Source organism: Methanobrevibacter sp. (genome assembly GCF_017431965.1).
Lineage (GTDB): Archaea > Methanobacteriota > Methanobacteria > Methanobacteriales > Methanobacteriaceae > Methanocatella.
In genome coordinates, this window is the sequence record NZ_JAFRKB010000050.1 from 1 (window position 1) to 24138 (window position 24138).

19 protein-coding genes are annotated in these 24138 nt (G+C 32.5%); 14 read left to right on the top strand and 5 right to left on the bottom strand.

Translation table 11 applies throughout. The features are described 5' to 3' along the window. The 4 genes from IJI93_RS07300 to IJI93_RS07315 form a co-directional block, all read left to right on the top strand. Window positions 1–583: radical SAM protein (locus IJI93_RS07300; protein WP_292821701.1), on the top strand; the 583-nt coding region annotated here is incomplete at its 5' end. Window positions 584–736: 153 nt separating this feature from the next. Continuing rightward, window positions 737–1465 carry a DUF4013 domain-containing protein gene (locus IJI93_RS07305; protein WP_292821703.1) on the top strand — a complete coding sequence of 243 codons (729 nt, stop codon included), beginning with the start codon at window positions 737–739 and terminating at the stop codon, window positions 1463–1465. 227 nt (window positions 1466–1692) lie between these two features. Further along, complete coding sequence (locus IJI93_RS07310) at window positions 1693–1878, top strand: hypothetical protein (RefSeq protein ID WP_292821705.1); 186 nt, start codon at window positions 1693–1695, stop codon at window positions 1876–1878. Window positions 1879–1898: 20 nt separating this feature from the next. Further along, window positions 1899–2699, top strand: coding sequence for a DUF2207 family protein (locus IJI93_RS07315; protein ID WP_292821707.1), 801 nt, complete (start codon window positions 1899–1901; stop codon window positions 2697–2699). 64 nt (window positions 2700–2763) lie between these two features. On the opposite strand, the gene IJI93_RS07320 is transcribed toward IJI93_RS07315, so the two are convergent. After that, window positions 2764–3519: an alpha/beta fold hydrolase gene (locus tag IJI93_RS07320; protein WP_292821709.1), complete on the bottom strand. Its 756-nt coding sequence runs from the start codon at window positions 3517–3519 to the stop codon at window positions 2764–2766. 286 nt (window positions 3520–3805) lie between these two features. Here IJI93_RS07320 and IJI93_RS07325 point away from each other — a divergent pair, with 286 nt between their 5' ends. Beyond that, on the top strand, window positions 3806–4393 hold the full coding sequence (locus IJI93_RS07325) for a TetR/AcrR family transcriptional regulator (protein WP_292821711.1): 588 nt from the start codon (window positions 3806–3808) through the stop codon (window positions 4391–4393). 175 nt (window positions 4394–4568) lie between these two features. After that, window positions 4569–5048 carry a hypothetical protein gene (locus tag IJI93_RS07330; RefSeq protein ID WP_292821713.1) on the top strand — a complete coding sequence of 160 codons (480 nt, stop codon included), beginning with the start codon at window positions 4569–4571 and terminating at the stop codon, window positions 5046–5048. 47 nt (window positions 5049–5095) lie between these two features. On the opposite strand, the gene IJI93_RS07335 is transcribed toward IJI93_RS07330, so the two are convergent. Genes IJI93_RS07335 through IJI93_RS07350 form a run of 4 tightly spaced genes read right to left on the bottom strand, consistent with a single transcriptional unit; the run spans window position 5096 to window position 8271 of the window. Further along, window positions 5096–5728: a 4'-phosphopantetheinyl transferase superfamily protein gene (locus tag IJI93_RS07335; protein ID WP_292821715.1), complete on the bottom strand. Its 633-nt coding sequence runs from the start codon at window positions 5726–5728 to the stop codon at window positions 5096–5098. Next, window positions 5721–7598, bottom strand: a complete 1878-nt coding sequence (locus tag IJI93_RS07340; protein WP_292821717.1) for a PP2C family protein-serine/threonine phosphatase — start codon at window positions 7596–7598, stop codon at window positions 5721–5723. Before IJI93_RS07340 ends, IJI93_RS07335 begins: the two co-directional genes overlap by 8 nt. Further along, window positions 7598–7948, bottom strand: a complete 351-nt coding sequence (locus IJI93_RS07345) for an ATP-binding protein (RefSeq protein WP_292821720.1) — start codon at window positions 7946–7948, stop codon at window positions 7598–7600. Before IJI93_RS07345 ends, IJI93_RS07340 begins: the two co-directional genes overlap by 1 nt. 23 nt (window positions 7949–7971) lie before the next feature. Beyond that, complete coding sequence (locus tag IJI93_RS07350) at window positions 7972–8271, bottom strand: STAS domain-containing protein (RefSeq protein WP_292821722.1); 300 nt, start codon at window positions 8269–8271, stop codon at window positions 7972–7974. A gap of 75 nt (window positions 8272–8346) precedes the next feature. On the opposite strand from IJI93_RS07350, the gene IJI93_RS07355 reads away from it, so the two are divergent. Genes IJI93_RS07355 through IJI93_RS07390 form a run of 8 tightly spaced genes read left to right on the top strand, consistent with a single transcriptional unit; the run spans window position 8347 to window position 24120 of the window. Next, window positions 8347–14919 carry a non-ribosomal peptide synthetase gene (locus IJI93_RS07355; RefSeq protein ID WP_292821724.1) on the top strand — a complete coding sequence of 2191 codons (6573 nt, stop codon included), beginning with the start codon at window positions 8347–8349 and terminating at the stop codon, window positions 14917–14919. A 24-nt stretch (window positions 14920–14943) separates the two neighbouring features. Then, entirely contained in the window at window positions 14944–15870 is a 927-nt protein-coding gene (locus tag IJI93_RS07360) for a RimK family alpha-L-glutamate ligase (RefSeq protein ID WP_292821726.1), read from the top strand. A gap of 14 nt (window positions 15871–15884) precedes the next feature. Next, window positions 15885–17588: a GH3 auxin-responsive promoter family protein gene (locus IJI93_RS07365; protein ID WP_292821728.1), complete on the top strand. Its 1704-nt coding sequence runs from the start codon at window positions 15885–15887 to the stop codon at window positions 17586–17588. A gap of 9 nt (window positions 17589–17597) precedes the next feature. Next, window positions 17598–18512 (top strand): RimK family alpha-L-glutamate ligase, encoded by a 915-nt coding sequence (locus IJI93_RS07370; protein ID WP_292821730.1) that lies wholly within the window; start codon window positions 17598–17600, stop codon window positions 18510–18512. Window positions 18513–18537: 25 nt separating this feature from the next. After that, on the top strand, window positions 18538–20280 hold the full coding sequence (locus IJI93_RS07375; RefSeq protein ID WP_292821732.1) for an ABC transporter ATP-binding protein: 1743 nt from the start codon (window positions 18538–18540) through the stop codon (window positions 20278–20280). After that, window positions 20273–22042 carry an ABC transporter ATP-binding protein gene (locus IJI93_RS07380; protein ID WP_292821734.1) on the top strand — a complete coding sequence of 590 codons (1770 nt, stop codon included), beginning with the start codon at window positions 20273–20275 and terminating at the stop codon, window positions 22040–22042. Before IJI93_RS07375 ends, IJI93_RS07380 begins: the two co-directional genes overlap by 8 nt. A 35-nt stretch (window positions 22043–22077) precedes the next feature. After that, window positions 22078–22374, top strand: a complete 297-nt coding sequence (locus IJI93_RS07385; RefSeq protein ID WP_292821736.1) for an STAS domain-containing protein — start codon at window positions 22078–22080, stop codon at window positions 22372–22374. A 30-nt stretch (window positions 22375–22404) separates the two neighbouring features. After that, window positions 22405–24120: a GH3 auxin-responsive promoter family protein gene (locus tag IJI93_RS07390; protein ID WP_292821738.1), complete on the top strand. Its 1716-nt coding sequence runs from the start codon at window positions 22405–22407 to the stop codon at window positions 24118–24120. Window positions 24121–24138: the final 18 nt, after the last annotated feature.

Here is a 24138-nt window from a genome sequence, read left to right on the forward strand (position 1 = left end):
TGAGGAAACATTTGAATTTTTTGAAAAATTAGCAAAAGAGCAACCAGATTTAATCAAATGTATGAGTACTAATGGACTTTTACTTCCAAAATATGCTGATAAACTTGCAGAACTTGGAGTAAACTCCGTCACTGTAACAATCAATGCAATCGATCCGGATATTGCTGTAGATATTTATTCTTTCATTAAGTATGAAGGAAAAATCTACAAGGGTTATGAAGCGGTTGAAATTTTAATTAAAAACCAATTGGATGGTGTTGAGAAAGCTGCCGCTAATGGAATGGTTGTTAAAGTTAATTCCGTTTTAATTCCGGGATTGAACGATGAGCATATTGTTGACATAGCTCGGGAAGTTGAAAAACGTGGCGCTTCTATGATGAATATCTTGCCATTGATTCCGCTTGCTAAAATGAAACATTATTCACGTCCGGACTGTTCCATGATGGAAAGTGTCAGAGAGCAAGTTGAAGAGATTATTCCTGTATTTAGGGCATGTACTCAATGCAGGGCCGATGCTTATGGAATCCCGGGTAAAAAAAGTGAAGACCATCATTTAGGGATGACTCCACAAAGTCATTACTAAATTTCTAAACTTTTTTTCTTTTTTAATATTCTGGATTTTATAAATCAAAAGTAACTGACTTTTAGCTTATCACAAAATTTAAGTTTTTTAAAATACATATTTTATTTGATAGTTATGCCCCATATAATTTTTAAAAGAGTAATTGACTACTGCATGTATAATAAAGCATTTTTTGCATTAATTGTTATTATATTGTTTATTTCGTCATTGTTTCAAAATTATGTTGCACATAATTCAAGTTTTTCAGTTTGGTTTTTACTCCAGATAGTGGTTTTTGTTTCTGTATCGGGTTATGGAATGTTAATTACCCGAAGCAGAATAAGACATGGTGTAAGATTACCTAAAATTGAAATTAAAAAGATTATTGTATTTGGAATCAAATCATCTATTGTTATGGGGATTTATTTTGCTTTTCAATCATTAATCTTGGGCTATGTAAGTAATCTTTTGGATTTTCCACCATTTGATTTTAAAGATATGCTGTTGGAGTTGCCAGAAACGCTGAATATGTTATACACCCATAATCCTGTAGATACAATAATTTTTGTTGTTGTGGGTACTATTATATTTTACACAACTACATTTTTCATGGAAATTGCTTTAGCCAAATTGGCAGATACAAAAAATTTGTCATCTGCTTTTGATTTAAAATCAATTAAAAGGAGCATTGATGTTATAGGGTGGAGAAATTATGCAAAAGAGTATACTATGATTATTTTTGTTATAGTGGCACTTTCATATTTAATTTCTTTTGATTCAGCTTTCTTAATTTTAGATTCAATTGTTGGCATGATTTTATCATTTCTGATATTTGTAACTCAATACTTGGGCATTGGGGCAGTTTATTGTAAAATAAAGGATTTGGAATCTGAGATGTCTTAATGTAATCGATTGTATTACAACTTCTTTTAGATAATTGCATATGCATACAGAAACGGATTTTAAATCTTTTTAAAATTATTTAATAATTAAATAAATCCTTAATTTTTATTAGTTTGTGGTTTAAGGTGCAAGTTGGTGCTTACAATCGAAAAACCTTATATATTGCCTTTAACTGATTTATTAGTAAGTGAATATCTAATGCACGAAAAGTTGTAGGAGAATTTAAAATGAAAATGCATAAGATTTGTCCAAGATGTGGGTCTAGAAATGTTGACTGGATTATCCCTCAAAATTGGTCACAATGTGTATGCAGGGATTGTGATTATACCGGACCAATCATTGAAGGAAACGACGAATTGGCTGAAGAAATTCATGAAGCTTATATGGAATCTTTAAAAGATAATGATGAATAAATTAATAAGGGTTGAGTAAGATGTTAGGCATTAATAAAAATCAATATGATGAAAATATTAAAAATCCTCCTAGTGATGATTCATATCCTATGATTTCAATATTGTTTGCAAAAAATAATCAGGTAAGTGTAAATGCATTATCACTCACCATACTTGATTTAATAAATAAAGACCAAATAAAATGTGATGTTGATTTGGATGATTCATATGAAGTGTCCAAAAAATTAACTCATCAAGATATGGAAGTTATGAAAAAGATAACTCTCAGAATTTCAAATAAAGGAGAGCTGAAAACTTCCGAAACATTAGCAATTAACTTGCTTAAGAACATGAATAAAAATAAGAAATTCAACTTAAAATTCATGGCAAAACAAAGCAACATTACTTCAATTGCCAATAAATTCGAAGAGGATTTTAAGGAATTCGTTAAAGCTATTAAAAATGAAAATGGATATGATGGGGAGTATTATAAAGATATCCTACAAGGTGCTAAATTAACAAGCAAAGGAAAAGAAATCAAAAAAGAATGGAAAGGCTTCCAGAATTATTTGAAATCAAAAGATTTAACAGAAAAATATCTTCCGGTGTCTGTTGAAGAAAATTCAACACAAATAATCTATGGGGCATGCTTTGACATTGAAAAAGATGCATTGGATATAAGAGAAAATAATGCTCCTCTAACAGATTTCATTGATAAAGACGGATATAAATTATTGAATATAATATTCAACAACGCATTACTTAATGTAAACACAAAAAGAAAAGGCACTGGTATATTTTATGGTGTAAACGATAAATATACCATTCCTGGTGGAGGATAATCCCTCCAATTATTTTTTTATCTTATGGTGCAAGAATACCTCAACTTCTTTTGAGTTGAGGCAGTTAAATTTTAAAAAATTCTTTTAAAACAGCCAAGATCTTCCCATTATTTTCTCCAACTAAAAGATTATGTTTGACATCATCGAAAACAATCAGTTTGGAATTCTTAATTTTTCTGTGCAGGTCTTTTTGCATATCCAAATGGGATATATCATCATACTTTCCTGCCAAAATTAATGTGGGAATGTTAATTTCTGACAAATGTTCTTCAAAATTGCAGTTTAAACAAACGTCAACAGCTTTGATATAGGCTTCGACATTGGCATTTTGAGATGCCATGTTCTTAATTAATTTTAATTCCTTTTCATTTTCATCAATGACCTCAGGGCATAATACCATTGGCAGAATTACATCATAAAATTTCTCAAATCCCTCATTTAAAGCATCTTTAAATTGATATAATGTATTTCTTATGTTATCATCCACTTTGTAAAAAGCAGACATCAATACCAGCGAATCTACTTTTTGAGGGTATCTGATTGCAAAATCAAGTGCAACATCACCACCAAGAGAAAAACCAACCAAATTAACTTTTGATATATTCAATTCATCTAAAAGATCATTCAAATCGTTTACATAGGCATCAATTGTAATTTCTTCATTTCCTAACTCAGATTCTCCATGGCCCCGAAGGTCAATTCTTAAAACTTGATAATCATGCTTTAGATTGCTGGCCAAGAACTCCCAATATGACAAGTTATCTGAAAGGCCGTGAATGAAAACTAATGTTTTTCCATTTCCTTCAAGCTTATGATTCATGGGATACATTCTATTAAAGATACTTTAAATAATTAAGTGCGGTTGTTATATCACATCTGGACACTTGATAATAGATTATCTGAATATTTTAAGCCTAGTTATGTAGAACAAATCTGATTATTCCTTAATCAAGAGCATAGGCATAGGAAATATAGTATATACAAACGAAAATAGATTTTTTGTGCTTAAAGGGGATTAAAAGGATTAAAATACATATTCAGTCATTGTATAAAAAACGGCCGAAATATTGAATTATATTTATATGATTAAAAATATAATTAAAAATATGAATGAGTTTAACAGTACTGATAAAAAAATTATGAGGGCCACATTTAGAATTCTTCAAAAAGAGGGGTTTGCCAAAGCAACCACTAAAAAAATAGCTGCAGAAGCAGAGGTAAATGAAGTAACCATTTTCAGAAAGTTTCAAAATAAGAACAATTTGGTTGAGACTACAAAGGAGTACTATCTCCAGATACTTCTTAAGCAATTGGAAGAAATTTTTGATTTCAATGAGGATGATGAAATTGATGATTATTTCCAAAAAAATTTTATTGAGCTTTTAGACCGCTCAGATAAAGATTTTCGTATTGTTAAAATCGCTTTAGAAGAGGTTAGGGAAATTCCTGATAAAAAACAGCTGATTTCAAGAATTACTGATACAGTCATCAATAAATTGGAGGACTTTTTCAAATTACAAATTGAAAAAGGAAAGATCAGGGCTGTTGATTCAAGGGTATTGGCGGGAATGTGTTTTAGTTTAACATTTCAGTCTGTTATCTTATGGAAGATATATGACAAAAGTCAGGATGTCGAATCGGACCAAATTGCTAGAGAGTTCTTAGACATATTATATAATGGTATTAAGGCTTAAATATCATTATTTTTTAAAATAAACTTTTTTTATTCTTTTTTTCATTGTTTAAGAGTGTAAGTGAGCACTTACATTCGAAAAACTTTATATATTTGGGGTTTCATATAATTACTTGTGTTTCGTGTTGATTTTTGAAAAATCAGAAGCAAATTAAAAATTAACCAGAGGTGAAAATATGAACTTTAAAAATATATTTCTATTATTATTTATTTCTTTACTTCTATTTGGTACAGTCTGTGCACAAAAAAACGTAAATGACTTTCAGGTAGGCGAATCCTATAAACATGCATATGATGGAAATCAATATTCATTGTATCTAAACGAAAAACAAGACTCCGGAATTACCATCTACAAATATTTAGCTGGTGATGTCGATGATGATAATGATGCTTATGATAATTTAATCCATGATGAGGGCAGAGATTATTTGACTTCCGATGATGATTTCAAAATTGACAAAAACTCTGACAATACCGCTAATTTCACAGATTATGATCATGCTGAACATGGTGTTGTTGAAGTGGTAAGCATCGATGGTGAAGACTTCGTCGTTGTATTCTGGGCAAAAGACACCAGCAATACAAATAATTCAGATTTAATTTCTCTATTAAACGAATTTAACAAGGATAACAATGTAAAAGCTGTTGCATTCTAGTTATCTTTTCTTCTTTTTTTTAATATTTTTTTGATGATTTTTGTTGTTTAATAGAGTTCGTCAACATCGTATTCATTCAGTTCGGATACCTCGTAATGGCCAGCAATTCCTATTTTATAATTTGTTATGTCGAATAGATTAAATTTCAAATTCTCACTATCATTTTTAAGTCTAATTTCATCTTCAACTATTATTTCAAAGCTATCTAGTTCTAAATTCATTCCAAGACCGGTATATTTCATGTAGCTTTCCTTTAAAACCCAGTATTTAAAGAATTCATCTGGCTTGTTTTCAGCAGTCATGATATTCTCATATTCGCTGTTGTGGAAGTAATGTCTGGCTATGTTTAAATCAATTTCATGGTCGATATATTCAACATCCGCTCCAACTTCCATATCCGATATTGCACACAAAACAATTTTGCCGGAATGGCTTAAATTAAAGTGAATGTTTTCATGATTGGATATGTATGCCTTGCCATATTCTTTGGTTTTGAAGATTGGATTTGTCACGTTTTCCTCGGATAATAATTTTTTTAAAAGAAGATATGCTCCACAGCTTAGTTTTTTATCTTTCTCAAATCTGTAAAAATCGATTTTTTCTTGTCGATTTTTGGAAACTAAGCTGTAAGCCTTTTTTAAATCCAAGTTTTCTATGTTGCAGTAGGCTACTTTAGTCATTTTTGATCTTTAAGCATAATAATGTCATGTCATCATACTGTTCTGCATCTTTAGTGAAATTATGAATGTCATTTAATAATGGGCTGATTGGTTCGTCGTCACTTTCAAATTCATTAAGGAAGTTTAAAAGCCTGTCTTCACCGTACATATCGTTATCCTTATTGTTTGCATCGGTAATTCCATCTGTATACAACAGTAGTTCATTAGTTAAGTTGGTTTCTTCCTGAACATATTTGAAGTCTTCCATAATCCCTAAAACAAGTCCAGATTCAATGTCCATATATTTAAATTCATCATTTTCTTTTATTAATGGAGGATTGTGTCCTGCATTGGAAAATGTCAGTTTTTTAGTTGTTTTGTTATAGATTCCAAGCCATAATGTAAGAAACATTGATTCCGTGTTGTTTTCGCATAACTGATTATTGAGAAGGTATAAAACTGTTTCTGGTTTTTTAGTGTGTTTTAACATTTCTTTGATATTTACTTGTGTAATCATTGAAACTAACGCGGCCGGAACACCTTTGCCTGATGCATCTCCTATTACCATAGCTAAATTATCATCATCCAGCATATAATAATCGAAAAAGTCTCCTCCAACCTCTTTCGCCGGTTTGGAATAACCATCTACAATAAAATCCTCATTTTCAATTTCTTTGGTTGGAAGGTTTGCCGCCTGGATTCTTGTTGCAACATTAAGTTCTGCTTCAATGCGTTCTTTTTCACCTTCAATTTCATGAATATTTTCAATATAACTGTTATTGTGATTAATTAATTCCGTGTATGAACAGGCAAGAGTCCCTATTTCATTCTTTTCATCGATGTATTCGGAGTAAATTTCCAACAGTCCTTCACTTTCGATTTTTTCATTTTCATTAATGAACTCTTCAATTTCTGAAAATGAGGAAATTGGTTTGACTACTTTATTTTCAATAAATCTTAAAATAATAATTCCAGGAACAAGGAATAAAATTATAATAACGTCAGTAATTATAAGGGAAGGCATTAGAAATATAAACATATTAAGGTTATCTATATTTGTAACAAAGTTATAGCTTAATATAGAAATCAATACCCCTATAATGGCTATTGACAATGTTATTATGAGAAAATTTTTTATAATATTTTCAGTTATTGTGTTTTCATAATTTGGCTGTATTTTATATTCAAATGGCTTTGTCAGATAAGCGAATAATGGAATTCCAATCAATATCAGTTCGCCCATCATGATTTGTGTATTTTGTTCTAAGAAAATGGATATTGATGTGAGAATGACTACAATCAGTAATGAATAAAACAATATTCGATATAATTTTTTGTTAACTGGCCTTTTTGACATTTTTGGGGTTACTATAAAATCTATTTTTTTAGAAAGCCAAATGCCCAATATTCCAAAGATAAATGAAATATTAATAAAGTTCAAGAAATAAATCATGAAGTGAATTTCATTCACCTCAGGGCTGACCATAATTCCCATTAAATTTCCGTGAATTGTTGAATAAACCATTCCGCATATTAATATGATTGCTAGGAATAGGTTAAGATGGTAAATGTTATCCAATCTAGGTTTTGTGACTCTGTCAGTTTTAAAACCAGAGTACCAGAGCTTGTATGCGAGATAGGAAACTCCAAAACTAAGAATTGCGGAAGGAATTATGTCTATAGGATGATACCCATACACTAAATCTAAAACAATATTTCCCAACACTGCGCCAAAAGAACCATATGGGCCTAAAAGTAATCCTAAAACAAATAATAATCCTACATGAGGATTTTCTATTCCTAAATTCCAAAATAAGTTTTCAGAAAGTAAAACATCAATTAATATCATTAATGTAAAGGATATTGCGATTATTTTTATTTTAGATTTCATTATTCCACTTTTTTAATTATTTTTAAGTGATTTTTACCATCTTTATAATGGTAATAAAGTTCATCAGCCATTTCTTTAGTTAAAAAAATACCTAACCCTCCAATTTGGGCTTCATCAATATTATCGGGCAGAGTCGGGTCTTCTTTTAAAAGAGGATTGAATTCGATTCCGTTGTCAATAAATTCAAGGGTTAATGTTTGATTGGAATAGTCCACATTGACGGTAATGAATTCTGTTTTTGAGTAATTGACAATATTGACAAATATCTCTTCAACAATTAGATTAACTTGAAGATTTTCATCAGAAAGTCTATTTAAAATAAACTCATTTAAATGATACAATTCACTCAATTTGGGTTTTAGGGTTATTGAAATCATTCTATCTTTAAAATTTTATCAAAACCGGACATTCTAAATATTTCACCAACGGTGGCATTGACATTTTTAATAACAAATGGAATATCATCCGCTTTTAATTTCTTTTGTGTTGCAATTAACACTCTAAGTCCTGCACTTGAAATGTATTCCAAGCCATCAATGTCCAAGGTTAATGATTCGAAATTCCCATATTCATCATCAATCTCTTTTTCCAAATCTTGAGCAGTGATTGTATCAATGCGGCCTGAAATTGTTAATAATAAATTTTTTTTATCATAATCCTTTGTTATTTCCATTTTAAATCACCTGAAAATCTTAAAATTTGTTCAATTTAAAAAAGAATATATAGTAATCTGATTATATATATTTATATGAACGTTATAGTACAAAAATATTATGATGATTTGATAAATTCTTTTGATTTTCCCACATCCATATCTCCTGATGTTAAGGGTAATCAAGTTCATTATGAATTAATGTCAATTCCGTATAATGCTGAAATCAAAGAATTAAAAAGAAAATATGATTTTTCAAGAAATAACTTATTCTTATCAATTTTTTTATTTAATCTAGTTAAATTCTCATTTTCAAAAGACATATTGGTTGGGTATAATAAACAGGCTGCAGGATATCATTTTAACACTGATTTGTCTGTAGAAGATTATATCTATGATTTCAAATCCCAATTTAAGGATTTTCCTGAATATGATGATTTGGATTTTGAAAGTGAAATATTGTTTACAAATAATGATTATGATAAAGAGGATTATAAATTCATCTTTTCATACGATTCTGAGGAAATAACTGTTGAATATGATTCCTCATATTATTCCAGGGAAATAATTGATGCGTTTTTAAATGCGTTCAATGTTTTAATTGGCAAGTTCAATGATGCTCCTGAAGAGTTATTGAAGAATGTTTCCATTGTCGAAAACCTTGATTTTGATGAGGGTTTTGAAGTTGAGCTGGCAAATGAAGGAATAATCAATAAGATATTTGAAAATGCGGTTAGTGAAAATCCTGATAAGTTGATTCTCTATACTGAAGATGGGGAATTCACATACTCACAACTCAATAAAAAGGCTAATAGGATTGCTAATGCATTACTTAAAAGGGGTCTTAAAGTTGAAGACAGAGTAATGCTTATGATGAGGCGTAACAGTGATTTAATTGCCAGTGTGCTTGGAACCGTTAAAGCGGGTGGTGCATTCATTCCTATTGACCCGAATTATCCTAAGCACAGAATTGATCAAATGCTTGAAGACAGTGACTCACAATTTGTCATAACCAATAAGGATGTTACATATGAAGGCGAAAACGGAGTTCATGTATCTGAACTGCTTGAAGAAAATGATGAATCTAATCCGAACGTTGAATTAACTCCGGATAACTTATGTTTCTTGATTTATACCTCAGGGTCCACCGGAAAACCGAAGGGGGTAATGATTACTCATAGGGGTATTTCAAATTATATTGCAAATCATCCGGAAAATGTTCCAATCTATGAACTCAATAGGAAATGTTCCAAATTCGTATCAATTTCCATGATTTCATTCATTGTGTTCTTAAGAGAAATCTTCGGAACAATTCTCAATGGATTGCCTGTTGTATTTACAAACGATGAGCAACTTGTAAATCCTTTGGAATTTTATAAGCTATTTAAAAAACACAATGCTGATGCATTCGGTGGAACTCCAACAAGACTGATTGAATATTTAAGCATTAAAGAAATTCAGGAATTGGTAAATAAATGTAAGGTCATAGTTGTTGGGGGAGAGGGTTTCCCTCCAATATTATATGATAGATTAAGGGAGTTCACCGATGCGGATATTTACAACTCTTATGGACCGACAGAAGTTACAATTGCTTCCCACTATAAGTTAATTGACAGCAATGTGATTACCGCAGGATGGAAGATGCTGAATGTTGTTGATAAGATAATGGACATTGACGGCAATCAGCTGCCCCCACATGTTCCTGGTGAAGTCTATGTTGGTGGAGCGGGAATAGCCAGAGGATACATCAACAATCCGGAACAGACAGCAAAAGTGTTCATGACTCTAAATGGAATTCCGTATTACAATACTGGGGATTTATGTAAAAAGGATGAACATGGTGAACTGTATGTTATGGGCCGTAATGATGGTCAAATCAAGCTTAGAGGATTGAGAATTGAACCTTCTGAAATCGAAACATTGATTGCAAGATTTGAAAACGTTTTAATTACAAAGGTATTGATTAAGAAGGTAAACAATACTGACTATCTTTGCGCTTATTTCACAGCAACAGAAGAAATCAACATTGAAGATTTAAAACAGCACTTATTGGATAGCTTGCCGGCATATATGCTGCCGTCATTCTTCATACAAATGGATGAATTCCCAAAAACACCAAATGGCAAGACTGACTTTAAGAATTTGCCTGATCCTCACATTGATTTGGATGCATTCGTAGAGCCTTCAAATGATATTGAACAGGGAATATTCGATATAGTTTCTGATTTGTTAGGTACAAGCGAGTTTGGAGTAAATACAGATTTATTTAAGGTTGGTTTGACTTCATTGTCTGTAGTGCAGCTGGTTTCAGCGGTTTATGAGAAATTCAACACTCAATTGATGGTTACTGAAGTAATGAAATACAAAAGCATTGATAATATCGCTAAGCAGATTACTTTTGATGAGGAAGAATCAGATGAGTTGCAGGAATTGTACCCATTAACCCAAAATCAACTGGGAGTGTATTTCGACTGTTTGAAAAATCCTGAAAAAGTCTCTTATAACCTTCCTAAAAAGATGGAGTTTTCATCTGCGATTGATGCAGAGAAACTTAAGGAGTCAATCTGCAAAGCTATTGACAATCACCCATATCTGAAAACAAAAATCGTGATGAATGAAGGTGAAGTCTATCAACAAAGAAGAGATGTAAAAATCGATGATTTAATTGAAATTGTTGATGATGTGGATATCGATGACTTTTTAAGACCATTCAACCTTGAAGAGGATTTCTTATTCAGATTTAAGATAGTCGATAATTCCATTTTAATTGCAAATTTCCACCATATACTTGTGGACGGAACTTCATTGAATATACTATTTGATGAGATTGCAAAAAGTTATGATGGTGTCGATTATGAGATAGAGGAAATTGATGGTTTTGAATATTCATTAAATGAAGTAAAAATAGAGGAATCTTCATTATATAAGGAATCAGAGCTATTTTTCTTTAATAAAATTAAAGAATTTGATGAAGCTACCTTAATGACTCCTGATTTAAGCGGGGATGAGGATATTGGTGTTGGTTTGGCGGAAAGTCTTTATTTGGATAAGGATGAAATTGACGGATACTGTAATAAATTATCAATCAGTCAAAATAATCTATTCTTAGCAACAACCGCTTTTGTATTGTCTAAATTTGCTTATAATAAGGATTTGTTAATTGCAACAATTACCAATGGTAGATTCAATCCAAATCAACAAAAAACATTGGCAATGATGGTTAAAACATTGCCCTTGGCTTTAAATCTAAATTCTGATTTGACTATTGCCGAATTCTTTGAGTATATCAATAAAGAATGGTTTGATGTATTGGCTCATTCATCATATCCTTTGACAAAAATTTCAGACGAATACGGCATTCTTCCGGAATTCTTCTACGCATATCACGGTAAGATAATCAATGATATTGAAATTAATGGCGAGACTGTCAAAAGGGAATCCTTCAATGAGGACAATCTTAAATTTAAAGTTAATTTAAATGTAGTTGAACATGATGGAAAATACGATGTTTCTGTGAGGTATAATGATCAGTTATATTCTCCGGAATTAATTCAAACATTTTTAAACAGCTTTTCTGTTGTTGTAGATAAATTTGCAAGTTTGAATCCTGAAACTCAATTAAAGAACATTTCCATTGTTGAAGAAAGCATGGAATTATCTGCGGATGATTTGCAATATGATGAAATAGAAGAGCACAGACTAAATAAGATATTTGAAAAACAAGTTGAACTCCATCATGATAAGGTTATTCTATATGCAACTGATGGACAGTTTACATATGGTGAATTAAACGAAAAAGCCAACAGAATAGCCCATAGTCTCATTAAAAAAGGTGTTGGTCCTGAAGATAGGGTAATGTTCATTTTGAACAGGGACAGCAATGTGATGGCATCAGTATTCGGTATTTTAAAATCTGGTGCAGCATTCATTCCGGTCGATTCGGAATATCCTGCAGAAAGGATTGAACATGTTTTAACTGATAGTGAGTCAAAATTCATAATTGTTGATGATGTAATCGATAAAAAGGGTATTGACTTATCAGAATATGAAGATAACTTATTGGATGTAAATGAGTTGCTTGAGGAGACAGATGTGTCTAATCCGGATCCGGATGTAAGTGCTGATAATATGGCGTATCTCATTTACACATCAGGTTCAACAGGACTTCCAAAAGGAGTAATTCTGGAGCATGGAAACATAGCAAACTTTGTTTACCCTGATCCTAGAAATGTTTGTACATATGAATTGGTGCACAATCTTGAAAAAGAGGATTATAAGGTATTGTCCACAACAACTGTGGCTTTTGATGTGTTCCAGCAGGAATTGATGGGTTCGCTGCTTAACGGTGTTCCATTGGTATTTGCAAATGATACTGAATATAAAGACCCAATTGAAATGATGGACTTAATTCATAGAAGTGGTGCGAATGTTTATATAGCCACTCCTTCACGTTTGCTGCAATATTTGGAAATTGAAGCAATGCAGGAAACAATGTATGGATTTAAAGCTTATATTTGTGCGGGAGAGCCATTCTCACCAAGATTATATGAATTGCTTTCACAGAATTCAAAGGGTAAAATCTTTAATATGTATGGGCCAACCGAGACAACCGTTTACTGTAATGGTGCTCTGCTTGAAAGCCCAGATATTTCCATCGGTAAGGAACTGTTTAATGTACATGAGTTTATTATGGATGCGGATTCAAATCCTTTGCCTCCAAATGTCATTGGTGAATTATTCATTGCAGGAAAAGGCGTTTCAAGAGAATATCTAAACCGCCCTGAGAAAAATGCCGAAAGCTATGAAATTATTAATGGAATTAGATGCTATCATTCAGGGGACTTTGCTAAAGTTACTGAAAACAGGGAATTCTATGTATTCGGCAGAATGGATAACCAGATTAAACTCAGAGGTTTAAGAATAGAAATCGGTGAAATAGAGGCAGGCATAGCCAAGTATCCTGGAATTAAATCTGTAGCAGTTGTTGTTCGCGAAATCAAAGGAAATGACCATTTATGCGCTTACTTTACAGTTAATGATAAGTATAGGGATAGAAATCGTGAAGAAAATGGATATTCCATTGATATTGAGGATTTAAAAGCAACATTGGCTGAAAAATTAGTATATTATATGGTTCCAACGGTTTATATGGAATTGGATGATATGCCTCAAACATTGAATGGAAAAACCGACTTGAGGAATTTGCCGGATCCTGTATTAATCACAGAATATGTTGCTCCGGAAAATGAAGTTGAAGCATTCTTTGCAAACCTATTTGCAGAAATTTTAGGTCTGGATGAGGTAAGCGTCACTGATAATTTCTTTGAAATTGGTGGTACTTCGTTACTCGTAACTAAAATAACAATGGAAGCCTTAAATAAGGAATATGAATTAAGTTATGGTGATGTCTTTAAAAATCCAACTCCAAGACTGCTTTCAGAATTCATTTCAGCCAGTGACATGTCTGAATCCAGTGATGAAATCAAATATGATTATTCAAAAATCAATAATATGCTAAAGAAAAACAATCTTGAATCTATGGTTAATGGAAATCTGGATGATGATTTGGGCAATATTTTATTAACAGGAGCAACAGGATTTTTAGGTATTCATGTTTTAAAGACTCTTTTACAAAGCGAAAAGGGAAAAATCTATTGTTTTATAAGATCTAGAGGTGATTTATCTGGTTTGGATAGACTTAAATCTTTAGGATTCTATTATTTTGCGGATATATTTAATGATAAGGTATTTGATGAAAGAATTGAAGTGATTGAAGGAGATATCACTGACTTCAAGTACTTTGAGGATATTATTTCCATCAACATTGACACTGTCATAAATTGTGCCGCAAATGTAAAGCATTTCTCCTCAGGAACCGATATTGAGGATATCAATTTTGGCGGAGTGCTTAACGGATTGAAATTTGCCAAAATGAAAAACGCGAAATATGTTCAGGTTTCAACATACAGTGTTGCAGGTGAAAGTATTAATAATTTCCCACCATTGGATGTTGGTTTTACTGAAAATGATTTGTTCATTGGTCAAGGAATCGATAATCAATATCTCAACAGTAAATTTTTAGCAGAGCGAGCAGTACTTGAAGCAGCCATAAATGATGATTTGGATGTAAAGATAATGAGGGTAGGTAACCTGATGGCCAGAAGCTCAGACAGTGAATTCCAAATCAATTTCGAATCTAACGGTTTCATCAACCGTTTAAAAGCATTCGTTACAATGGGCAAAATGCCATATGCTATGCTATCAAATAATGTGGAATTCAGTCAAATTGACATAACTGCAAAATCAATTGTTGAATTGGCTAAAACACCAAAAGAATGTGTTGTTTTCCACCCGTATAATTCCCATAATATTACTTTTGCAGATATAATTGAAATCATAAGGCCTTTAGGTTTAAATATAGAGCCTTGTGAAGATGATGAATATGAAATCGCTTTAAAAGAAGCATTGGCTGATAAATCTAAACAGGAAGGAGTTTCTGGATTAATTACTTCAATCGGTTCAGGTAAAGTTAAAAAGCAATGGATTTCTGTTGAAAATAAATACACTACTCAGGTCCTATATCGTTTAGGCATTAACTGGCCTTTGATTTCTGAAAAATACATATATGACTTTGTTAAATATTTACTTGACTTAGATTTCTTTAGTTAAAGAATATGATGAAAAGGTGATTTGATGGTAAAAGGATTTTATTTAATCAGTTCAACTAATAATGATGAAGAACAATTAAAAAGGAAAGAAAATGAAGTTGGATACTTTAAAAGAATGTACAAGGATGTCGACATTGAATTGATGTGTTTTGAAGACATCATTCCAATTGCTAAAAGTGATTTCAATGGCAAAATACTTTTAACTGATGGGGAAGTTGACTGTCCTGATTTTGTTTATGTGCGTGCATATGATTTGGGAGATAAGCAATATCACCTCAATGCAGTTTTGAACATGTTCAAAAGTTTGGGGGTATTATGTGTTAATGATGCCGAAACAAAGGCAATCACCTCAGATAAATTGTTGACAATGCATAAGGCAATGTCAGTCTGTAAGTTTATTAAAATACCTAAAACCATTCTTGTCACTCCTGAAATAAGTGCTTCAAAAATAGGTGAAATCATTGGTTTTCCAGTGGTTATAAAGGTCATGCACGGAAGTAAAGCGCAGGGAGTTACATTAATTAACACAGAAGAGGAATTGGAAAATCTATTGAATATTGTTTTTGCCGCACCGTTTGATGATCAAATAATGGCGCAGGAAGCCATACTGTCCTCTAAAGGCAGAGATTTAAGGCTGATATTCGGTTTCGGTAAATTGATTGTTAGTTATGTCAGGATTAATGAAGGCAGTTTCACTTCAAATCTGGCCACCGGAGGATACGCTGAAGAAGTTGACATTCCTGATGAATTACTTGAAGACGCATTAAGATTTGTAGAAGCCATTGACTTAAAATTCGGTAGTGTTGATTTCCTATTCGGAGAAAACGAAAATGAATTCTATTTATGTGAAGCAAATTCCACAATCGGTTTGGGCGGTATTGTGAGCGCCTTTGAAAATGATGATGAAGAGGATGAGTATCTTTTAAAATTTAAGGATGCTCTGCCATTTTAGATATGGGTGAATGAATGTTATATGAAGAAATATTGTCTTTAAGCGATAAGGAAGCGTTAATAAAATGGATTGAGTTGGGTTCTAAATGCGGCCAAACTCAAGAAGAAGTGTTAATGAGTATTCTGGATTATGCAAAAGATACAGAATACGGGAAAAAGCACGATTTTGAAAACATCAAATCAATTGAGGACTTTCAAAATAAAATCCCCTTCAATGAATATGGCGATCTTGAGGAATATATAGAAAGAATGGCCGACGGCGAAAAGGATATTCTATTTCAGGGAGTAACAGAGTTTTTCATATCTACTTCAGGAACAACCGGAAAATCCAAAAAGATTCCTGAAAGCCATGAAAGTTCCTTAGCCAAAAAAGCAGTTTTAAAACTGAGAAATGCATTTTTGGGAAAAACCCTTTTAGGAAATATTAGGGAATCTAAAAAGTTCATGAAATTGGTAAAAGATAAGGGGATTGATTTAACTGAGGGCAATATTTCCAGTATAATGGGTCATGTCCATTATTATTCAGTAACTTCAGCTATTCCGAATAGAAAAACAAAGGGTGGCATAGATATAGGATTTGCATCTGGAAAAACTTTTGAGACTTCTGAATTTACAAATTATTTATCTTATCCTAAAGAATTGATGGGATTGGCTGATGGTGAAGCAACAATGTATTTGACAATGCTTTTTTCTTTAAGATATGATGATGTTGTTTTAGTAACTTCAAATAATGCAGGACGCTTTTATGCTCGTGTTAAATATGCTCAGGAACATGCAGAAGAAATAATCAACGATTTAAAAAACGGAACCATTTCAGAAAGACTAAACATAAGTTCCAGTGAAAGGGAATTGTTTGAAAATTACATGGAACCCCATGTCGAAAGAGCTAATGAATTGGAAGATTTGCTTAATAGGGGACGAGAATATTTCATTCCCAAATATTACTGGCCATATCTGTTCATTGCCCGTTTTTGGTTATCCGGTTCTGTAGGAGTAAACGTTGATAAGGTAAGGCCTTATTTTGATGATGATGTGTTTTATTTCGATATTGGGTATGGTGCAAGTGAAGGGAAACTCAATATCCCGATGTCTAATGAAATGACTTATGGAACATTGGCCACCAGCTCCATATTCTTTGAATTCATCCCAGTTGGCAGTGATGAAGTATTAACTGCCGATGAACTGGAAGATGGAGGAGAATACGAAATAATTCTAACAAATTATGCGGGACTCTACAGATATCCTTTGCATGACATTGTTAAAGTTAAGGGATTCTTTGGAAACACTCCAAATATAGAATTCTTATCCAAATCCAGAGAAATATTAAATATCGCTCAAGAAAAGCTTCCGGCTTCACAGGTTCTGGATAATCTAAATGAATTTTTAACAGAAAATGGATATCGCTTGCGTCAGGCTCAGATTTATCCTAATAACGAACAGTTACATTATGACATTTTCATTGAGATGGAGGATTTAAAAATTGATGATATCAGCTTAACTGAACTTTCAGCCGATTTTGACAATTTGCTTCGTGAAGATGCCGAATTATATGACAGAAATAGAAAATTCGAATCATTAAACCAATTGCAATTATATTTGATGAAAGAGGGATGGCAAAGTCATTTATATGATTTAAGGGAAGAAAAGGGAGCTCCAAGATCTCAAATTAAATTGGATGCTGTAATAAAAGAAAAGCCCGAAGAGGAATGGTTAATTTAAGGTGATAACTTGAAAAGAGGATTTTTGTTGGTAGGAGATTATTCCGCATATGAAAAAGAAATGGCGATGGCAAAACAATTATTCGCTAAGTTAAACATTGATGTTGATTTTGTTAATTTTAACGACGTTAGTGTTGTGGCTAGCGATAATCCTAATGGAAAAATTGTTATTAACGGTGAAGAGGTGGATTATCCTGATTTTGTTTTAGTCAGCACTGTCGATGAACGTGATGATTATAAATTCCGTGCGGTTTTAAGAATGTTTGAAACCTTAGGAATCAATTGTATAAATACTGTTGATTCAATTGAAAAGGCAGGGGATAAAATTTACTCATTCCAGATTGCAAAGCAATTTGTCCAGGACATTAAATTGCCAAAAACAATACTGATCAGTCCAGATGTTTCCCTGGATTTCATTGAAAAGGAAATTGGTTTTCCATTGGTCTTAAAAATAATGGACGGTAATCAGGGAAGGGGTATTAGTTTAATTCAAACAAAAGAGGAATTGGATAATATATTGAATGTTGTTACTGCAAGCGAATTTGGCCAGGAACTCATGGTTCAGGAAGCGATTCTTTCTTCAAAAGGAAGGGATATAAGAGTAATCGTTGTTGGCGGTGAAGTAATCCATTCATTTGCAAGATATAATGAGAATGATTTCAAATCAAATTTACATCAGGGAGGTTCACTTGAGACTTTCAACGCCCCTCAATCTCTAATTGACAATTCCATCAAATTAGCCGATGCATTTGGATTGAAATTAGGAAGTATTGATTACCTGTTTGGTGAGAGTGAAGATGAATTCTATTTATGTGAAGTAAATTCAGTTCCAGGAATTTCTTATATATTCAATGCCCAGTCTAAAGGTGATAATGAACTTATTCAAAAAGTGTTATCCGCAATTTTAAGAATCACATCTAAGTAATTAATTAAAAAAGTTAGGTATTTCTATGTTAAAATTTATGAGAGATTATGTAAAACCTTATTGGAAGTATATCCTGATAACTCTTGCAGTAACCATTTTGCAGGTATATTTCCAATTGAACATCATGAAGATGACAAAGACCATAATCGATAATGGAATTCGCAATAGTGATATTAGTTTCATATATAATGCAGGAATATTGATGATTGTTCTTACAGTATTATATGGAATAACCATGATCGCTTCATCTTATTTGAGTTCCTACATTAGTGCAAGCGTTACTTGTGATGTGCGTGAAGGTTTATTTAATAAAATCGTTTCTTTTTCATTATATGACTTCAATAAATTTGGGGGTTCAAGTCTAATGACCCGTGCAACAGCGGATACAACAAGAATTCAAATATTCATGATTAATTTCTTGAGAAATGCAATTCTAGTTCCTGTTGTGATTATTGCACTGATTATTGCTACCGCTCAGATTAATCTTACCTTATGTGGCATTCTTGTGGTTTCATTTGTACTTACTCTTATATTCATGTTTATAAAAAGTAGGCAGAGTATTCCCATATTTAATGAAGTTCAATCTAAATTAGACTATTTGAATTTAAAATTCAAGGAAAAAATTGAAGGTGTCAGATCAATTAGGGCATTTGGCAAACAGGAATATGAAATAAATACTTTTAAAGAGTTAAATGAAGAATTTAATGAAGAAGCATTGAACGCTGATTTGAAATTATATTATTTGACTCCATTGGCTTTAATAATAATGAATTTGGCAGTTTTACTCATTTATTTTGTTGGTTCTATGCAATTAAAAGCTAAAATCGTATCAATTTCTGATTTGATTTTATTTTTCCAGTATGTAACCTATTTCATTTCATGTCTGGCAATTCTGCCATTTATTGTAACAACTCTACCTAAAACAATTGTGGCAACAGACCGTCTTGAGGCTGTTCTGTATTTGGAGGATAGCGTAAGGAATAATCCAAGTGAGCATGACTTTATTGACGACGGTAATGTTCCATTGATTGAATATAAAAATGTCATCTTCGGATATACCGGTGCTAAAGATGTTATTGCAGACATCAATTTCAAAGCTTATGAAGGAACAACAACCGCTTTTATAGGGGCTACCGGTTCGGGTAAAAGTACTGTCATGTACCTTCTAAATAGGTTATATGACCCAACATTTGGTGAAATACTTTATAAGGGAGTAAATATTAAGCAGATGGATATTGTTGAACTCAGGGAAAAAATTGCATATGCAAATCAGAAAACCCTTGTCTTAAATGATACTGTTTATGCAAACATTGCCATGAATAATCCTGATCTGTCACGAGAGAAGGCTCAGGAAATCTGTGATTTGTCAAGATTTTCAGAAGTATTTGAATTTTTGCCGGACGGACTTGATAGTGTAATGGCTAAAGGAGGAATGAACGTTTCCGGTGGACAGAAACAAAGATTATCAATCGGAAGAACTTTAGCCAAAGATGCTGAAATATATGTCTTTGACGATTGTTTCTCAGCTTTGGATTCTAAAACAGAATTTGCAGTCAGGCAAAATGTAAAGGAGTATCTGGAAGGCAAAACAATTTTCATGATTGCACAAAAAATCAGTACAATCAAGGATGCTGATAATATAATCGTGCTGGATAAGGGCTATATTGTTGCACAAGGAAGACATGAAGAGCTCTTAGAAAGTTGCGAATTATATCAGGAAATTTATGCTACTCAATCTTATTTAAAGGAGGATGAATTAAATGGCTAAAAAGAGAAAATATTCATATTCCCATCTTTTTAAAAGATTGGGTGGTTATCTTAGAAAAGACAAGTCCAAATTCATTCTTGCAATTTTCTTATTGATTGTCGGGAACTTTGCCCTATCAATCGCGCCTAAATTGGTGGGTAATGTGGTTGATTATTTATCCAAATACGTTTCCAATGGATATGTGGGATTGGATGTAAATTATTTGGCCTTATACCTTTTAGGAATCGCGGCACTGTATGTGTTTGGAAATGGTGCGACCATTGTTGCAAACAGGTTCACATTAATTATTTCAAGAAAGGTTTCAAAAGTATTGAGGAACAGACTATACTCCAAGCTAAATAGGGTGCCTATAAATTATCTGGACACTCACCCTTCCGGTGATATAATGGCTCGCCTCACTAATGATTTGATAACGTTTGAAACATTCATATCTTCTGATTTAACAGATTTTATTGTTCAGATATTGCTTTTAATATTAGTATTTATAATGATGATTCTAGTAAATCCTTATTTAACTATTATTTATGCGGTATTGCTTCCAATAGCATTTTTGATTACTGCATTACTCACTAAAAAGACAAAAAAACAATTTAAAATGCAACAATCTTCTGTTGGTGAGCTAAATGGATTTATGGGGGATATTTTCTCCAATCATACTTTAATTAAATCTTACAATATGGAAGAGCAGTCTATTGAAACATTCGACAGCATCAATCAAAAATTCCATAAGGCTTATGTAAAGGCCAAGTTTGTTTCAGGATTCATCCTTCCTATCAGTTTAATAATTAATAATCTGGGTTATATCGGCCTTACAATAATCGGATCAACATTTATTATTAATGGGCAATTGACAATCGGTGGATTTTTAGCATTCTTATTGTATGGACAAATGTTGAATGCCCCATTATCAAAGTTCGCAAGTTCAATGAATCAGGTGCAATCAGATTTAGCCTCTTTGGAGAGAATTTTTGAAATCATAGATGAGGAAGAGGAGTCTGATGAGTCTCACCTTGCAACTGTCGATTTGAATGAAGTTAAAGGTGAAATCGAATTCCAAAATGTTGAATTTGGATATGTTCCTGAAAAACAATTGTTCTTTGATGTTTCACTAAAATCAGAACCGGGTATGGTGATGGCTATAGTAGGGCCGTCAGGTGCCGGAAAAACTACATTAATTAATTTATTGATGAGATTTTATGACATTGATGGAGGAAAAATATTATTGGATGGAAAAGATATTAATGAAATTAATAGAAATGAATTAAGAAATGCATTTGGTATGGTATTGCAGGATTCTTGGGTCTTTGATGGAACTGTGGCTGAAAATATAGCTTATGGTAAACAAGATGCAACTATGGATGAAATCATTGAAGTTTCAAAGTTAATAGGTTGCGATTCATTTATAGATACATTGCCTGAAGGCTATAATACAATAATTAGTGAAGAGAATTCACAATTGTCTGTTGGCGAAAAACAGTTGTTGGTATTGGCCCGGACAGTATTGTCAAATCCAAAAATATTAATCTTGGATGAGGCAACATCTAATATGGATACAAGAACTGAAAATATGGTCACAAAAGCTATGGAAAACATGATGGAAGGAAAAACAACTTTCATAATTGCTCATAGATTGTTTACCATTAAAAATGCGGATAAAATCATCTTCATGAAAGATGGTGACATAAAAGAAGTCGGTTCTCATGAAGAACTGTTAAAGTTAGATGGTTTATATGCAGAGATGTATAGAAAGGCATCTTCATAATTATTTAATAAAATATTGGTTTAACTGGTGATATAATGGATATTGAAAAACAAATGGATGGAAAAAAATTGGTTGTTAAATTGATTGGAAGATTGGATACAGAGACTTCTCCTTTACTTTCAGATTCTTTGGATGAGGATTTGGATAATGTGGAAGATTTAACCTTTGATTTGTCCGAGTTGATTTATATTTCAAGTGCAGGTCTTAGAGTAATTTTATCCACCCAAAAAATAATGAACAAACAGGGAACTATGAAATTAATTAATGTGCAGGACATTGTACAGGAAGTATTCGATGCAACAGGACTTTCAACTATTTTGACTATTGAATAATTAATTATATGAATGCAATATGGTGAAAAAATGGATTTAAGTAATATTGACCCTTCAAAATTATCTTTTTCAGAAAAATTTTATCTCAAATGTATTCAGATGGGAGATAAAGTTCATCAATCCTTGGATGTGATGACAAAAAACCCTATGAAATATAACACGGATTTGCTGATGAAAATTCTTGAGGACAATAAGGATACCGAGTATGGTCAAAAATATGACTTTGCTAACATCAAAACAGTTGAGGATTATCAGGAAAAAGTTCCAATAACTGATTATGATAGTTATGCGGACTATATTTATAGAATGACTGAAAACGGTGAAAAAAATCTTTTGACAGTTTATCCGGTTGAACACTATGCAAAATCTTCAGGAACAATGGGAAACCCTAAAAGGATTCCGACTTCTGCATTAAATCAGGAAATAAACATGAAATATAATTTTGCTCATCTATTTAATTTATTTGCTAAAAAATCAGGAATAGGTTGGATTAAATATCCATTCTTAAATCTCGCCGAAATTTCAATTTCTGTTTTGAAATCTGGAGATACTTACGGATCCATTTCCGGAAGAATGCTGGGAGGTTTTGGAGACCAATTATCTGAATTAGTCACATCCCCAATCGAAGCATTAATGCCAAATGTCGAAACCGACACCCGTTATGTCCATGCAAGATTTGCTTTAGTTGAGAAAAATATTCCGTTCACTCTTACCAGTTTTGTTAGTTTGTTTTTAGAATCTTTACGTTATATTAAAGGAAATTGGGAATTGTTAGTTGAAGATATAGAAAATGGAACCATCAATGAAACAATTAGGATGCCAAGCGATGTTCGCGAAAGTTTGCTCAATAAAATCGAACCTATGCCTGAGCGTGCTCAGGAGCTTAGAAAAATATTTGAGGAAGGTTTTGATGAGCCTATCGTCCCTAAAATATGGCCTAATATGACTCTTCTTGTAGGTATTGGAACTGGCGGATTTTCAAATTATCTTAAAAAAATTAAAGAATTCACTGGACCTGATTTTAACTTTGCTTTGGTTGGATTGACAGCTTCTGAGGGAATGTTCTCAATCCCTATCGAATTGAATAATCCTGATGCGGTTCTTATACCTGACAGTATGTTTTATGAATTTTTGCCTCTTGATGCGAAGGGAGATTACAGTCAGGTTATTACACTGGATAAAATGGAAGTGGGTAAGGAATATGAAGTGATTACCACCAATTTGTCCGGATTTTATCGTTACAGAATGAAAGATGTTGTCAGATGCATAGGAAAACATAATGAAACTCCAATGATTGAGTTTTTATATAGGTTGGACCAATGTTTATGTTTAACAGGTGAAAAAGTAAATGAAGAGAACTTGAGGGCGGCAGCTTATAAAACTGAAAACGAGTTAGGATTTGATTTAATTGATTTTTCAGTATATGCGGATTCCGATTCATCTCCGATGAAGTATGTTTATTTGATGGAGGTGGCTGATTTGCCGGAAGATGTGACAAAGGAAATCTTACAGGATAAGTTAAATGAAAACTTCTGTGCAACTGATCCTGTTTTGGCATATAAAATTGAAAAAGGATTGCTCGGCAAAACAGACCTGAAGTTCTTGCAGCCTGAAACATACCTGTTCTATAAGGAACTGAGAGTTGCAAGAGGAACATCATCAGCCCAGGTAAAACCTCCTAGAATCTTAAGGGATGAACCGGATATGAGATTCTTCATGGTTTTATTGGATGATAAATTAAATTAAGAAAATCAAAATTTTGAT